General features: G+C 46.2%; 11 protein-coding genes. 5 read left to right on the forward strand and 6 right to left on the reverse strand.

Features of this window, described 5'->3' with window-relative positions:
* Window positions 1-228: 228 nt before the first annotated feature.
* Together hemN and LSG34_RS08510 are read left to right on the forward strand one after the other, a co-directional pair.
* Complete coding sequence (gene hemN, locus LSG34_RS08505; protein ID WP_233008396.1) at window positions 229-1,590, forward strand: oxygen-independent coproporphyrinogen III oxidase; 1,362 nt, start codon at window positions 229-231, stop codon at window positions 1,588-1,590.
* A 149-nt stretch (window positions 1,591-1,739) separates the two neighbouring features.
* Window positions 1,740-3,707: a methyl-accepting chemotaxis protein gene (locus LSG34_RS08510; RefSeq protein WP_233008397.1), complete on the forward strand. Its 1,968-nt coding sequence runs from the start codon at window positions 1,740-1,742 to the stop codon at window positions 3,705-3,707.
* 98 nt (window positions 3,708-3,805) lie between these two features.
* Here LSG34_RS08510 and LSG34_RS08515 read toward each other — a convergent pair whose 3' ends face one another.
* Together LSG34_RS08515 and LSG34_RS08520 are read right to left on the reverse strand one after the other, a co-directional pair.
* The gene (locus tag LSG34_RS08515) at window positions 3,806-4,105 is read right to left on the reverse strand and encodes a hypothetical protein (protein WP_233008398.1); all 300 of its coding nucleotides are present in this window, start codon (window positions 4,103-4,105) and stop codon (window positions 3,806-3,808) included.
* Between the two features lie 185 nt (window positions 4,106-4,290).
* Entirely contained in the window at window positions 4,291-6,552 is a 2,262-nt protein-coding gene (locus LSG34_RS08520; RefSeq protein ID WP_233008399.1) for a nitric-oxide reductase large subunit, read from the reverse strand.
* A 324-nt stretch (window positions 6,553-6,876) separates the two neighbouring features.
* Between LSG34_RS08520 and LSG34_RS08525 the strand changes: the two genes are divergently transcribed.
* Window positions 6,877-7,254, forward strand: coding sequence for a SirB2 family protein (locus tag LSG34_RS08525; RefSeq protein ID WP_233008400.1), 378 nt, complete (start codon window positions 6,877-6,879; stop codon window positions 7,252-7,254).
* A gap of 90 nt (window positions 7,255-7,344) precedes the next feature.
* On the opposite strand, the gene LSG34_RS08530 is transcribed toward LSG34_RS08525, so the two are convergent.
* Genes LSG34_RS08530 through LSG34_RS08540 form a run of 3 tightly spaced genes read right to left on the reverse strand, consistent with a single transcriptional unit; the run spans window position 7,345 to window position 11,928 of the window.
* Complete coding sequence (locus tag LSG34_RS08530) at window positions 7,345-8,421, reverse strand: malonyl CoA-ACP transacylase (protein WP_233008401.1); 1,077 nt, start codon at window positions 8,419-8,421, stop codon at window positions 7,345-7,347.
* Window positions 8,418-10,739: a thiamine pyrophosphate-dependent enzyme gene (locus tag LSG34_RS08535; RefSeq protein WP_233008402.1), complete on the reverse strand. Its 2,322-nt coding sequence runs from the start codon at window positions 10,737-10,739 to the stop codon at window positions 8,418-8,420. The genes LSG34_RS08530 and LSG34_RS08535 overlap by 4 nt, the downstream gene beginning before the upstream one ends.
* Before the next feature lie 13 nt (window positions 10,740-10,752).
* Complete coding sequence (locus LSG34_RS08540; RefSeq protein ID WP_233008403.1) at window positions 10,753-11,928, reverse strand: acyl-CoA dehydrogenase; 1,176 nt, start codon at window positions 11,926-11,928, stop codon at window positions 10,753-10,755.
* A gap of 100 nt (window positions 11,929-12,028) precedes the next feature.
* On the opposite strand from LSG34_RS08540, the gene LSG34_RS08545 reads away from it, so the two are divergent.
* Both LSG34_RS08545 and LSG34_RS08550 read left to right on the forward strand, forming a co-directional pair.
* Window positions 12,029-12,877 (forward strand): LysR family transcriptional regulator, encoded by an 849-nt coding sequence (locus LSG34_RS08545; RefSeq protein WP_233008404.1) that lies wholly within the window; start codon window positions 12,029-12,031, stop codon window positions 12,875-12,877.
* 172 nt (window positions 12,878-13,049) lie between these two features.
* Window positions 13,050-13,499, forward strand: a complete 450-nt coding sequence (locus tag LSG34_RS08550; protein ID WP_233008405.1) for a hypothetical protein — start codon at window positions 13,050-13,052, stop codon at window positions 13,497-13,499.
* 13 nt (window positions 13,500-13,512) lie between these two features.
* On the opposite strand, the gene LSG34_RS08555 is transcribed toward LSG34_RS08550, so the two are convergent.
* A complete protein-coding gene (locus LSG34_RS08555; RefSeq protein WP_233008406.1) occupies window positions 13,513-14,100 on the reverse strand; it encodes a hypothetical protein in 588 nt (195 codons plus the stop codon).
* Window positions 14,101-14,901 lie beyond the last annotated feature (801 nt).

Here is a 14,901-nt window from a genome sequence, read left to right on the forward strand (position 1 = left end):
AAACTGGTGCAGCCCTGTACAAAGGCGGCGAAAAAGAGTCAGCCGACGCTCTTTTTCGTCAGTGATAAGCGCCGATTTAAACCTGTTTATACCTCCAATGTGACGACAAGCTACCCGCAATGATTTTCAGGCCCATCAAGTTAGCTTGTTAGAATAAGCGATAAAGTAATTTTTTCCTGTGGTCGCGGTTTGCAGCACCACCGAAAGCATTCCTGGGCCGAGGTAAGCATGAATACGTTGTTATGGGATCCTGAGTTAATAGCTAAATACAATATTAACGGTCCGCGCTATACCTCCTATCCAACAGCGCTTGCGATGGATAAAAGTTTTTCACACCAGATGGTGCATAAAACACTGTTAGCCAGTTCTTCAGAATTGAGTTTGTACATTCACCTGCCGTTTTGTCACAAGCTCTGTTATTACTGCGGTTGTAATAAAGTCATCACTCGTCATCAAAATAAAGCTGACGATTATCTGGATGCACTTGAGAAAGAAATTGAAATGTATTCACCTCTACTTAAGGGGAGATTGATCAATCAGGCACATTTGGGCGGCGGTACACCTACTTTTCTCACTGAACAGCAATTGAGTCGCTTGATGCGTCTTATCCATCGTCATTTTGTTTTAAATAAAGATGCAGAAGTGAGTATCGAAATAGACCCGCGTAGCTGCAGTGATGAAAAACTTGCTCATCTAAAAGACTTAGGCTTTAACCGTGTTAGTTTTGGCGTTCAGGACCTTGATGAAAAAGTTCAGATTGCCATCAACAGAGTGCAGGATGTTGATCTGATCCGTCGTCAGGTGAAGTTAAGTAAAGAGCTTGGGTTTGAGTCGGTGAATCTGGATATTATCTATGGACTGCCTCATCAGCAGACCAAGAGTTTCGCCGAAACTGTGGAGGAAATAGTGCGACTGAACCCGGACCGCATTTCCTTGTTCAGTTACGCACATCTTCCTGATCGCTTTGCGTCACAGCGCAAAATCCCACAAAGCAGTTTGCCAGATGCCCCATTAAAGCTTGAACTGATGCAAATCGCTATCACTAGATTTGTAGAAGCGGGTTATCAGTTTATCGGAATGGACCATTTCGCTAAACCTCACGATACCTTGGCTCAAGCGCAAAAGTCTGGTCAGCTGCAGCGTAATTTTCAGGGATATACCACCAGTGGACAAGATGCGCTGATTGGTCTGGGGGTCTCCAGTATCAGCCAGGTCAACGGTGTACTTTGGCAAAACACCAAAGAACTGCCTGAGTATTATGCCGCTATTGCAGCCAATGCCATTCCGGTAGAAAAAGGATTTTGCTTAAATCTTGACGATAAGATCCGGGCTGAATTGATCAGTCAGCTGATTTGTCATTTTGAGCTGGATCTGAAAGCATTTTGTACCAAGTGGCCTGTCAAAGATTTTATGTTGTATTTTGCCGATGCAATGCAAAAACTGCAGCCCTTTATCAGTGATGGTCTGGTTGAAGTCAGTGCGGGGCATTTGCGGGTGACGGAGAAAGGACGTCTGTGGGTTCGCAGCATATGCGCTTGCTTTGATTTTTATCTTACTCAAGGACAGCAGAGTTATTCAAAAGTGGTGTAGCAGTAGCAGGTGCCTGTCTCCTGTTGGTTCATGAAGAAAAAGAGCAAAAGAGGTAGCTGCTAACCCGGAAGAGGTAGGCCTTTTGTTTTCTGGGGGTTCTGGTAGTTTTTACCTAAAATAGCGGTAATTTCTACCAAGAGGTATATCCTATGGCTTCCTTTATTCGTGATTTGACTCTACGTCAAAAACTCACCTTATTACTAGTATTTCCTGTATGCGCGGTGCTTTGGTTACTGGGTGAGCGTCTTGTGGCGAGTTGGTCACAGCAGCAGATGGCGAACTATGTGTCCTCCGCCATCAATACCTCGATCAGGATGAACTCTTTAATCAGTGCCTTACAGGCTGAACGCGGAGCCAGTGGGGTCTATCTGGCAAGCAAAGGTCAGCGTTTTGGCGATCGGATGAAGCAATTACGTATTCAATCTGATGACAAGTTACAAATAGTGTCTGCATTAAGCCAACCAGAACTGCTTTCTTTGAAGCAGCAATTAGACAGTGTGCGTGAGCTACGTAGCCTGATTGACCCACTGACAATCAGTAATAGTGAATCTGCAGAACGTTACACCCGCCTGATCAAAGCCATGATAGCGGTCAATCACCAACTAGAGGCGGATGTACCTCATCGTGAGATGGCCAGAGAACTTGCCACTTTAAACCAGTTTATTGAGATGAAAGAGCGGGCTGGCAGAGATAGGGCCTTGTTAGGCTTAGTATTTAGTCGGGGAAGTTTTAACAGTGATTTGTTAACAAAGTACAGTGATAATTTCGGTGCATACCATGCTTTAATGGAAAGCTTTACCCGATTGTTGTCGGTGGAGCGACTTGAGGATTGGAAAAAACTTGTGGTACAGCAGAGTTTTTCACAGGTCGCAAAACTACAACAATTGGCATTTACTGCGCCTTTAGAATCGCCTTTGAATGTAGACGATGGCCAGTGGTTTGACATCGCCACCAAAAGATTAGCCGACATGGCAGAATTTGAAAAACTGCTCAATACCGATATTACAGATAGAGCGGATGTGCTGAAACAGCAAGCGCTCACTCATCTGTGGGGGCTGTCTATTCTCACTATAGTCATAGCCGCAGTGGTGTTTTTTATTGCACTGGTGTCGGTACGTAATATTACGTTCGCTGTGAAAAGTGTCGATGGAACCATTCGGGCTTTAGCTGAGCGCAATCTTACCGCTCGCTGTGTCTACAGCTCACAAGATGAATTCGGACAAATCGCATTGAGTACAAACGCTATGGCTGCCGAGCTACAGAAAGTTATCACTGAGATTGGTGAGGCGACGATTCAGGTTGCAACGGCGGCGGAGCAATCCTCAGCAGTGACAGTTGAGACGAGCAGAGGCGTGCAGCAGCAACAGTTAGACACTGAAATGGTGGCGACCGCTATGCACGAAATGACAGCGACTGTACGGGATGTTGCCAGCAGTACAGCTGAGGCCGTTTCGTTATCTGAGGTTGTACAGTCTGGTGCGGCTAGCGGTCAGTCGAAACTTGAAGAAACAATAAGCCTGATCCAGCAGTTAACAACTCAAGTCGAAGAGACAGCCCATGTGATTGAGACCGTTAAGCGTGATAGTACCTCTATCACTTCGGTTCTTGATGTGATCCGGGGCATTGCTGAACAAACCAACTTGTTGGCGCTTAATGCGGCCATTGAGGCCGCCAGAGCAGGCGATCAGGGCCGCGGCTTTGCAGTGGTTGCAGATGAAGTGCGAACTTTAGCGCAGCGCACAGCGCAGTCTACAGGCGACATACAGCATATGATTGAGGCGTTGCAGAGCAACGCATTGAATGCATCGAATGCCATGCATTTGAGTCTTACTTTGGCTCATAGTGGGCGTGAGAAAGTTGCAGAGACCGGCACCATCTTGTCAGGGGTACTGGAAGGGATACATGGAATGAATGATAAAAATATGCAGATAGCTTCGGCCACTGAAGAACAGGCAGCGGTGGCTGAAGACATCAATCAGAAAATTGTCAGTATCAGTGATATAGCGACCCAAACAAGTTCAGGTGCAGAACAAACCGCAGCAGCCTGTCATCAGTTGGCTAAGTTAGCTGAACAGTTACAGGACCTGGTCAGCCGCTTTACGCTTAGAACTTCATAAACTCAACTCAATATAACTAGATAGTTAAAGCCAGAATTATCACGCTAGGTTCTGGCTTTTTAAATGAAGGTTCAGTCAGCAGATAGTTGTTATTCGTGTTAGGAAAGCGTCACAACATCGGGAATGATCTTATTCCGTATTAAACTGCGACGTACACTTTGGCATAGTTTCCCGAACCGTCTTAATTCATCAAACTTAGGCGTAACGCCCCTTTTCATCGCGCTTTCCCAATACGAAAGTTCTGAGTCAACCATCTCCAGCATTTTCTTCGGGCAACCGACACAATCTGTGTTGGTGCCACAAACAAAAGTGGATGGTTCATAGAGCGGAAGGGTTTGTTTGACCTCCGCAATAAGCTGGAGCATTGCTGTTTTCAAATCCGGTTTTTTGCTTATCACCTTATTTGCACCTCGTTGTACGCAATGTGCCCTTATGCTATCAGGCATAACAGAATCAGAATATTCCCCATAAGGGTTAGTTGCTGTTGAAATGACGCTTTCGTGTTGTTGATTTGAGTACGCGGGTTCGTTGGTTAAACCGCTGCAGTATTCGTCATACCGCAGCGGGTTGTCAGGCTGTCAATTTAACTTTGTTTGCTTTCTTTGGCAGGGGTGCTGGAAAACACACCTTTGACGACTTGCCAGCTAACAGCCAGAGCGCCGACGATGAATATCACGTCACCGAAAGTCCGAACCCAGCGTAGAGTCACCAGAATGTCGCTTTGCATCATGGCTTCACTACGGGCATACCATAAACCTTCAGTGGCGCTGGCGTAAAACTGAATAAAACCTATAGGCAACAGGCTGGTAAACAGCATGAGTACCAGGCCGATATTCATCCACCAGAAGGCGGTTTTCATCAGTTTTTCATCGAACGCCAGCTGTGGCCGGATATAACGCAGGATCAGTAAGCAGAAACCCAGTGCCAGGAAACCATAGACCCCAAAGAGTGCAGCATGGGCATGGGTTGGCGTGGTGTTTAAGCCTTGCAGGTAGTACAGCGCAATAGGTGGGTTAATCATAAAACCAAACACACCGGCACCAAGCATATTCCAAAAGGCAACCGCAACGAAAAACATCAGTGGCCATTTAATATCACCCATCCAGGGGGCTTTGTGTTGTAAGCGCCAGTTTTCCCAGGCTTCGTAGCCCAGTACCACCAGTGGCACCACTTCCAGTGCACTAAAGGTAGCGCCCACAGCCATCACTGGTGTAGTGGTGCCAGCGAAATACAGGTGATGGAAAGTACCTGGTATACCGCCCAGCATAAAGAGTGAGGCAGATGCCAGGCTGGCACTGGTCGCGACAGTACGTGATACCAATCCCATGCTGTGGAAGATAAAGGCCAGCGATACAGTGGCAAAGACTTCAAAGAAACCTTCGACCCACAGGTGAACAACCCACCAGCGCCAGTATTCCATCACCGATAAGTGTGTACGTTCGCCGTAGAACAGGCCGGCGCCGTAGAATAAACCCACACAAATCACTGAGGCGGCAAATAAAGCCAGCAGGTTTTTATCGCCAGGAGCTTTAAAGGCCGGTACCACAGCGCGCAGCATCAGCACTAACCAGAACAAGACGCCAACGTACTTAATAATTTGCCAGAAACGGCCAATATCAATGTACTCGTAGCCCTGATGGCCAAACCAGAAGCTGTATTGCTCTGGCATAATTTGCATAATGGCAAAGTAGTTACCGGCAAAAGAGCCAGCCACTAACACCACTAAAGCCCAAAATAGCAGGTCGACCCCTAGTTTTTGAAACTTTGGATCTTTACCACCGTTAATGATCGGGGCTAAAAATAGCCCTGCCGCCAAAAAGCCAGTCGCAATCCAGAACATAGCGGCTTGAATATGCCAGGTCCTGGCCAGGCTGTACGGCAGCCATTCCGTGGTATTTAAACCATAAAAACCATCTCCTTCGACCGTGTAGTGTGCAGTAAAACCACCCAGCATCACCTGCAGAGTAAAGAGTGCCACCACCACCAGAATATATTTGCCCAGGGCTTTTTGTGATGGTGTTAATGTAAGCTGTGCAATAGGATCCTGTTTGGGGGCTTCAGGCTCTTCTTCATCCTGTTTGCGTAAAAATGCCCAACCCCAAATCAGACCACCGACACCAGCGATCAGCAAAATAATACTGACTAAGGACCAAATCAGGTTTTCCGCCGTGGGCCTGTTGTCAATCAGTGGCTCGTGCGGCCAGTTGTTGGTATAGGTTGCACCATCCGGGGTACGCTCTGTGCTGGCGGCCCAGGCGGTCCAGAAGAAAAACTGCGTCATTTCCTGACGACGGCTTAACGAGGGCAGGGTATTGGTTTTCATCGCATAGTTAGCGCGGGTTTGGCTAAGCGATGCATCATCACCAAATAAGGCAATATAGTGCTCAGCGGTTTGTGTTATCGCTTGTATCCGGCGATCGCTAAGCTCTAAGGTATCTGTCGCTTTATTATAGCTATTGGTGCGATAGGCCTGCTTTAATGAAAACTGCAACGCATTTTGCTGTGCAGCGTCAAGCTCAGTGTAGCTTTGGCCAAACTCATCCCGGGCCGCAAGTTCCAGCCAGGCCATCAACTCACGATGCAGCCAGTCGGCGGTCCAATCTGGTGCCTGATAAGCACCATGGCCCCAGATAGAGCCCAATTGCATACCACCAACAGATTGCCAGGCGGTCTGGCCGTTTAAGATGGTCTCGTTGGTCATAATGACCTGGCCTTGTGCATTCACTACTTTGGCCGGAATAGGCGGTGCCGAGCGGTACACTTCTGCTCCGAAATAACCGAGCACGCTAAAGGTAATAGCCAGAATGGCAATTAACAGCCACCATAATTTACGATATCCAGCCATGAGGCCCCCTCATTAGGTTGATGATGGTTCCAAATCTCATTTTTTAACTCCTGTTGTACTATTACGGACGGTTCTCCCGTCGGTCACAGTGTGATATCAATAAACGGGCCACATTTTAAGTGATTGTTTTTTATTTGGTTTTTATTTAAACTGGTTAAATTAACCATGCAGATTTGGGTTATAAATACCTTATTTGGTTAAATGTACCTGCCATGGTGAAAAAGAAGTATGAAGCCTTACCTCTTTAGCTATATAGGCAAGGCTTTATCAATTGTTTTAAGGTGGCCGCAGTATTTTTGGAAGGCTGGTTTTGAGGAGCTGGTTATGGAGTTTTATCCAGATGTGAAGCTGCTGCACATGTTTTGCGCCTATCTGAGCGCCGCGTTGTTTATGGTTCGTTTGTTGTTGGACCTGACAGGCATATTTGACTGGCGTAAAAGTACTCTGCGTTATCTGCCGCATTTGAATGATTCGATATTATTAACCCTGGCTTTTGTGTTGCTGGCGATAGGCCCCTGGCAGCCTTTTGTGCATCAATGGTTAGGCTTTAAGATATTAGCTATTGTTTGTTATGTAGTTTTTGGCTTTTTTGCCATGAAGGAGAAGTTCAGATGGCGTACTCGTTTGATCTATTCTGCGCTGTCTATTTCGTCTCTGTTTTTGGTGTTTTATCTGGCAAAGTTTAAACCTGTGCTTTTTTAAACAGGGCGTTGAGCGATGAACTTTCAAAAGGTGAGCTACATCAACCCTTGAGAGAAGGTTTGAGTTCACTCACCGGCTTCAGCTTTGCCTTTAGGCTCTTTGGGCTACTGTTAAAGCTGGTCGCTGCAACAGAATAGCCCGTTGAGCTGGGGTGCCCATGGCAAGTAACCAGGGCTGCTGTTGCTGTTGATCAATAAAATCCTGTTTGCTACTTAATCCTTGCCAGTTCAGTTTAATCAAGGCCTGGATCACAGCTCCTGCCAAACCATTACCCGGTCCCAGAAGTACGATACGTTGAGGACAGAATTCTTTTACCGCGACCTGAATAGATGCGGTGAAATTGTAGGTTTCTGTCACTTGCTGTTGCAAAGTGTAGTCACGCAGCTTGTTCAGATCGCTACACTCCGGCTGCCAGATCCGGCCACAACCATCCACCAGCGGCACTGCCGGGGCCTGAAAGGATGAACGATCTATCGTCTGCAGGGCTTGCTCTGAGGCTTGTGTCATATAAGGAGAATGAAAGGCCGAATGACCGGGCAACAGCAGCGGAAAACGTTCATCAATTTTGGTTAAACTTTGCATGGCTATAGCTATGGCTTCACTACTACCTGCCAGCACGGCATAACCGCCATAACGAATGGACATATACAGCTGACCACTGCAGCGGGCTAACAGCGCATCAAGCTGTTGTTGGTATTCTGGTTTGGGACGCCAGTGCTCATCCACCAATGGATAAATCAGCTGACCGCCATTGTCGCCTTGATACTGACTTTGGGAGGTATACAGAGCCATCAGGCTGGCTATCCGCATAGCCTCTGCGCTCTGCCAGACTCCGGAACAGGCCAGCGCTGTGTACCATCCCATCGAATTCCCTGTGATCACTGCGGGTTGATAACAGCTTTGCTGCAAGGCTTGATAATCAATGAAGCCACTGGCCAAAATAAGTGCGGCGGCATTGTCCGCTTGCTGATAACGCCTGACATTAAATTGTGGAGCCTGATCCAGGCTACTGACAGTGCTTAATCCAAGCTTTATTCTGCTCTGATCAAAGCCCGCTAATAATTCAGCGCCCGCAGCTGTGTCGCTCAGGTTATGGCTAATATAGCCCAATTCTTGTTTCTGATAACTGCCCCTTCCCGGAGCTACCACTAACGTTGAGTAATTCATACAGACTCCGCTAAGGATGAAGCGTGAACTGACAGATGAGAAAGAACGGCATGCACTATGCCGTCGACGCTGGGTAAAACGTCATAGGCGGCTTTACCCAGAGGGATAAAACTATCGACAGCGCAGAGTCGTTGAATTCTAAAGTGCTCAGGTTTAGCTTCATGCAACAGGGTATAGAGTTCCTCGCTTAATGAACCACGGCGTCTGCATTCATCTACGATCACTATGTTCTTACATCCCTCCAGATGCTGCACTATGGCATGTATGTCTAAAGGAACCAGATAACGGATATCAATAATACGAAAAGCAATATTGCGACAAGCCAGATGTTTCGACGCCTGCTGACATAAATAATGACCGTTGCCATAGCTTAGCAGCGCAACATCTTTGCCTGCGCCATAACTGCGGGGAGCGCCCAAATCAGGTAATGCCTCATTGATATCCGGCATGTTGTTCAGCCATAAGCCATCTTTGCTCTGATGTAAGTCTCGCATCATATACAGTGCTATAGGCTCCAGAAAAATCACGACCCGTTTTTGCTCATAGGCTAACCGGACAGCCTGACGCAGCATCAGAACTGCATCTTCTCCGGTCGAGGGACAAAACACCAAAAGGCCCGGTATATCGCGAAACACCGCAAATGAATTGTCGTTATGGAAATGGCCACCAAAACCTTTTTGATAACCTAAGCCTGCAATACGGATCACCATACCGTTGTGGAGTTGTCCGTTGGAGAAGAAAGGTAATGTTGCCGCTTCTCCTCTGATTTGGTCTTCAGCGTTATGCACATAAGCTAAGAACTGGATCTCTGGCATGGCGATAAAGCCCTGTTGCGCCAGACCTATTGCCAGCCCCAGAATACTTTGCTCATCCAACAGAGTGTTGATCACTCTTTTATAGCCAAAATCCTGTACTAAGTGCTGTGTGATGCCATAGACGCCGCCTTTTTTTGCAATATCCTCGCCGCATAAAATAAGTTCAGGGTATTGGCTCATCAATTGATGCAGAGTCCAGTTCAGTAATTTGGCGATGTGTTGCGGCTTTTCTAAATTATGTTTGTCAAACTGCAGCGCGAGTTGGTTGTCAACTGCTGTCAGCGCTTTGGTCTTAATCGGATGGACTTTAGCAATAATGCTGTCGGTAATGGCCTCTGCACCTTGTATTTTGGGCTGTTTGATGACACTTTGGCTGACCCGAACTATTTGTTGATCTAGATTGTGTAACCAGAGCAGCAGTTGTGCAGCGCTCAGCCAGCCTTTGGACAATATATAAGCCGCACCAAACCACAGCGGATCATTGGCGTGGTTCTGGGCGATTTGGCTTTGACTTAAGTAGGTCGCTTCGGCATCAGCACCGGCATGACCGAACAAACGTATTGTTTTTAGATGTAAAAATGCTGGTTTGCGGTTAAACCTGACATAGTCGGCAGCTGATTTTGCAGCATGATAGCTGGCGGACAGATCCCTGCCATCTGCAGTAAAATAGGCGATATCAGCATAACTCTGTAAGCGCCTGGCTATCCATCCGGCAGGAGTGGGTGTTGAAATCCCTATCTGATTATCTTCACAAACCATCAGAAGAGGAAGAGCAAGCCCTTGATAACTGGTCCAGGCCGACGTATTAAAAGCTGCCTGAGCGCTGGCATGGTTGGCTGATGCGTCACCAAAACTACAAATGACGATTGGATCTGCAATACTGGCATCAGGCAAAGGCACAGAGGTGTCCGTCTGATTTTTATCAAGACGCTTTTTTAATTCAATGGCGAAAGCTGCCCCCAAAGCTTTTGGTAAATGCGAGGCAATGGTACTTGTTTGTGGCCATATATTTAATGGTACGCTACCCAGCACCTTATGCCGTCCACCAGAGATTGGATCCAGGCTGCTGGCAGTGAAAGACAAAAGTAAATCATACAGAGGAGTTTGTCCCGGCACTTGCTTGCTGCGCTCCATGAAAAAAGCGCCGCTACGGTAGTGAAGTAAAGCTGGGTCTTGTGGCGTCAAAGCGGCTGCTATGGCAGCATTAGCTTCATGACCGCAGCTGCCTATAGTGTAAAAACTCTGCCCCTGACGTTGCAAAGTTCTTGAGCGTAAATCCAGCAAACGACTTTGCCACTGGCTTTGATAGATCTGCATGAACTTTGCCTGGTCCAATGCCGCTTCCGGTTCTTGACTATGGATTTGATAGTCTGACCAAAATCTGTTGTCTGCTTGTTGCAGTTGAACGCAAAAATCGGTAAACCATGGATGACTTTGAGACTCTGCTGAATGATCAGCAGAGTCTTCTGTGAATGACGCCCAGGGCCAGGGGGAGTGCTTCATTTTCTGACCTCAACTAGTTGGCAAATGCTGCAAGGCCAGTTTGCGCGCGCCCCAGTATTAACGCATGCACGTCATGTGTCCCCTCGTAGGTATTGACTGCCTCTAAATTCATCAGATGACGAATGACATGAAACTCGTCTGCAATACCATTGCCGCCATGCATATCGCGAGCGTTACGCGCTATGTCTAATGCTTTGCCACAGGAGTTTCGTTTGATCAGTGAAATAGTTTCAGGGGCGAGTGCGTCTTGATCCATTAATCGTCCCGCCTGCAGGCAAGCCAGCAGGCCAATACTAATTTCCGTTTGCATGTCTGCCAGTTTCTTCTGGATCAATTGATTGGCGGCTAAAGGCCTGCCAAACTGACTGCGATCGAGAGTATATTGGCGCGCGGCATGCCAACAAAATTCTGCAGCCCCCAATGAGCCCCAGGCAATTCCGTAGCGAGCTTTGTTTAAGCAACTGAAAGGACCTTTTAGACCTGTCACATCAGGCAATAACGCAGATTCAGGCACATGAACATCCTCCATCACAATTTCACCAGTCACAGAGGCTCGTAGCGAAAACTTACCCTCTATTTTTGGAGCGCTCAGACCTGGCATGCCTTTTTCCAAGATAAAACCACGAATTTCACCCTCAAGCTTGGCCCAGACAATAAATACATCGGCAATAGGAGAGTTTGTTATCCAAATTTTATTGCCATTGATGGTAAACCCATCCTGGTTGCGTGTGGCTACTGTACGCATGCTCGCCGGATCTGAACCTGAATCTGGTTCTGTTAATCCAAAGCAGCCAACCCATTCGCCTGACGCGAGTTTCGGCAGGTAGTGCTGTTTCTGTGCTTCACTACCATAAGTGTAAATCGGGTGCATCACCAAACTTGACTGCACACTCATTGCACTTCGATAGCCGCTATCCACACGTTCTATTTCGCGAGCAATCAGGCCATAGCTAACATGATTGACGCCAGCGCAACCATAACGCTCTGGTAAGGTTGGACCTAACAGGCCTAACTCACCCAGTTCGTTCATGATTTCCCGATCAAAATATTCTTTACGGTTGGCCTCCAGAATTCGAGGTTGTAATCGATCCTGACAAAAACTATGCGTCATATCACAGATCATTCTCTCGTCTTCAGACAGTAATTGTTTTAATAAAAATGGGTCTTGCCAATCAAAAGCTGCACGCATCTTAGACTCCAGATAGAAAACACAAAAAGTGCTGGGAGCTTAGCTTGAGACCATGTAAAGTTAAATTAGATGTATCCTTTGGTATCTATAGCTTTTATCTATGGACTTTAGACAATTAAATTATTTTATTGCTGTTTATGAGTCAGGCTCTGTGAGCGCTGGCGCGCGACGGCTGGGTATTAGCCAACCCACGTTATCTGCCGCAATGATTCAACTTGAAACTCAACTGCAGGTTTGTTTATTCAGGCGTATTCCTAAAGGAGTAGTTGCTTCAGAGGACGCTGAGCGTCTTTATGGGCATGCCTGTAATTTATTAAATCAACTACAAGCCGTACAAAATACATTTTCACCTGCGCCAGAAAGGGTGCAGTTCAAATTGGGATTGGTAAAGGCGCTTGGAGTTGAACGAATGAGCCAGCTGTTAAAGGAGTTTCAACAGCAGGCAGCGAATCTTTCAGTACAACTGGAATTGGTGCTTGTAGAGCCGGATGAGCCCTGTGATGCCAGAATTATCAATATTAAACATTTGCGTGCCGGAGAGGATTTTACACCGCTTTGGAAAGATCTATACCAATTAGCACTGCCAGCCCAACATCCTTTAATGTTAAAGCCTCAGTTAACATTAAGTGATTTCCATAAGTTACCCATGATTAAACGCACCCCCTGCGAAGCCTGGTCTGTTTTATATCCGCAATTGTTGAGGCAAGGTATCAAGCCTGACATTCGTGCAGATATTCATACCATAGAGTATGCGGTTGGATTGGTAACAGCCGGAGTTGGAGCTGCTCTCGTTCCTAACTTTGACGCATTTACTCAGCGTACTGATATTGTTTTGAAAAGCTTTAATGAGCTGACTCTCCCCAGGGAGTTGGGGTTAGCGAGCCCACGCTTAAGCAGCAGTCCATTGTTAAATTGTTTACGACAGTTATGCAAACAGATTGGTGAATAGTTCTAGTTGTTGAACTCTTTGTCTTATATGACTTAATGCTTACCTTTTGGAGGTATAACCCCATTGGGTAAGATATTTTTTCTCTTCAGAATGTTAATGTTGTCCGCTTTTCTTTGGCTTTCACTCTTTTACGGTAAATTGAGCAACCAAAAGAGAGTTTGGGAAATCGATAATGAAGACTACACCCCGGCACAAAAATTCAGATGACTCTGTATTATCAAGGTATGAGGATATTATTCAGAGTATGGAGCAGAGTGTTGCAAGCAATAGCGAAAATTACCGAGCCTGGTGCGTTACTGTCGTAGCTGCGATTTTGATCGGTGCAGTTTACAACAATCAACTAACTTATACTTTTGTTGCAGTCCTGCCTGTTTTTTTAAGCGCTTTAATGGATGGTTACTATGTTGCACTGAGAGTGATACTTAAGCAGTACCAGAAATCCAGAGCAACTCCTGATGAGTGGGAGCTCAAAGATGTTGCCAATGAGCTAAGTAGTGCCATGTCCAGGGTCAAAATTCTGCAACTAGACAATTTGGCGGCACCCGCAATAAGACGATTTTATTCCCCAATACTCGTATTTCTGGTGCTCTGTCAGATAACAGCTTTCTTTAATGGTAAATGAGACAGCTGGGTTATTACGCTTTACAGCCTGAATTAACACCTTTTAAAAACATGGTTTCCATACTACAGAGTATTTCGGATTCTGCTATCCGACCGACTCGTGCTGAATTTATTAAAGCCAGCAACATACCGATAAATACATCACTCATGGCGGCTGCACTTACGTCGTTGCGGAACGAACCTTCGAATTTGCCTCTCAGAAAAAAACGATCAATTTTAGTTTGAAAATCTTGCCAGGAAGCTTTTCGGGGGCTAGACACTTCATCTAGTTCGAATCTATGTGTCAGAAAAATAAGGAGCTCTTTATATCTCAATAAACCCTCAGTGAGAGATTTAAAAGATTCTTGTATTACTCCAGAATCCAGATGTGCTACTTCAATTGCCATATGGAGCTGCCCTAAAGATCTGCTATACAGCAGCTCAATTAGATTATCCCTGTCTGAACAAAAACCACGCAAAATGGCTTCGCTAACATCAATAGACTTAGCCAGTTCCTGCAGTGAGGCGAGAGGTTTATCAACCAGCGCTGAGGCAGTTGCGCGCAGAAGCTGATCGTGCAAGCTACCGCAGCTTGATACTGCGGATATGAGTACATGTTTCATGTTTGCCTCACAGTCAGCATTGGTTTGGTAAGTGAGGCTTCATTTCTCTTTTAAAATGAACCGATATTGCAGACCTCGCTTTAACGCCAAGAATAATAAAAATAAATAAAAAAAGTGATGCCGCCAAGTGGTAGTTTTAGGTGCAAAATAGGTAGCTGAATGTCTTAATCTTCGGTAAACGCTCGCTTATCCGATACGGGTAGAAAATTGAAGTATTCCAGTGTTAATAAGCCTCGTAAGACTTCTTATGTTGTTTGCAAGTCTAAATGTTCGAGGTCAAAGTCGTTGCAGAAACGGATTTAGGTGTTCAACGACTCCTAAAGTAAGTCATGCGAAACTTTCATTGAAATTCTGTATTTGCTACAGTAATCAAATGCGCACCATATTCACTCTCATGCTTTGCTTTTTTGTGGCCTGCCAAGGCTTCGCGGCCCCCTTTACGCCTGCAGAACCTTGCCCAATGATGAAAAATGTCAGTGAATCGTCCGTTGAAAACGATGAAATGACAGCCCCCGTTGCGGATTGCTGTCAGGATGCCAAAACAATTGCTATGACCGGCAAGCTCTGTAAAGCCGATACCTCCTGTAGCACTGCAACTGCTTGCATTTTATTTGCATCTTACGATTATCCTTTAGCTTTGAAGCTCCCTGACTCTCTATCAGCTAAAACAAACATGACAGCCAGTCGTAATTCATCCAGTCATTGGCGGCCTCCTTCTATTCAGTAATCCCATCTAACCAGGAATGTGGTTGTTGACCAATACAGGCAACAGCTTTTTAACCGGGCTCGCAGAGCCTGGGC

The organism is Rheinheimera faecalis (genome assembly GCF_021290965.1).
Taxonomy (GTDB): Bacteria; Pseudomonadota; Gammaproteobacteria; order Enterobacterales; family Alteromonadaceae; genus Pararheinheimera; species Pararheinheimera faecalis.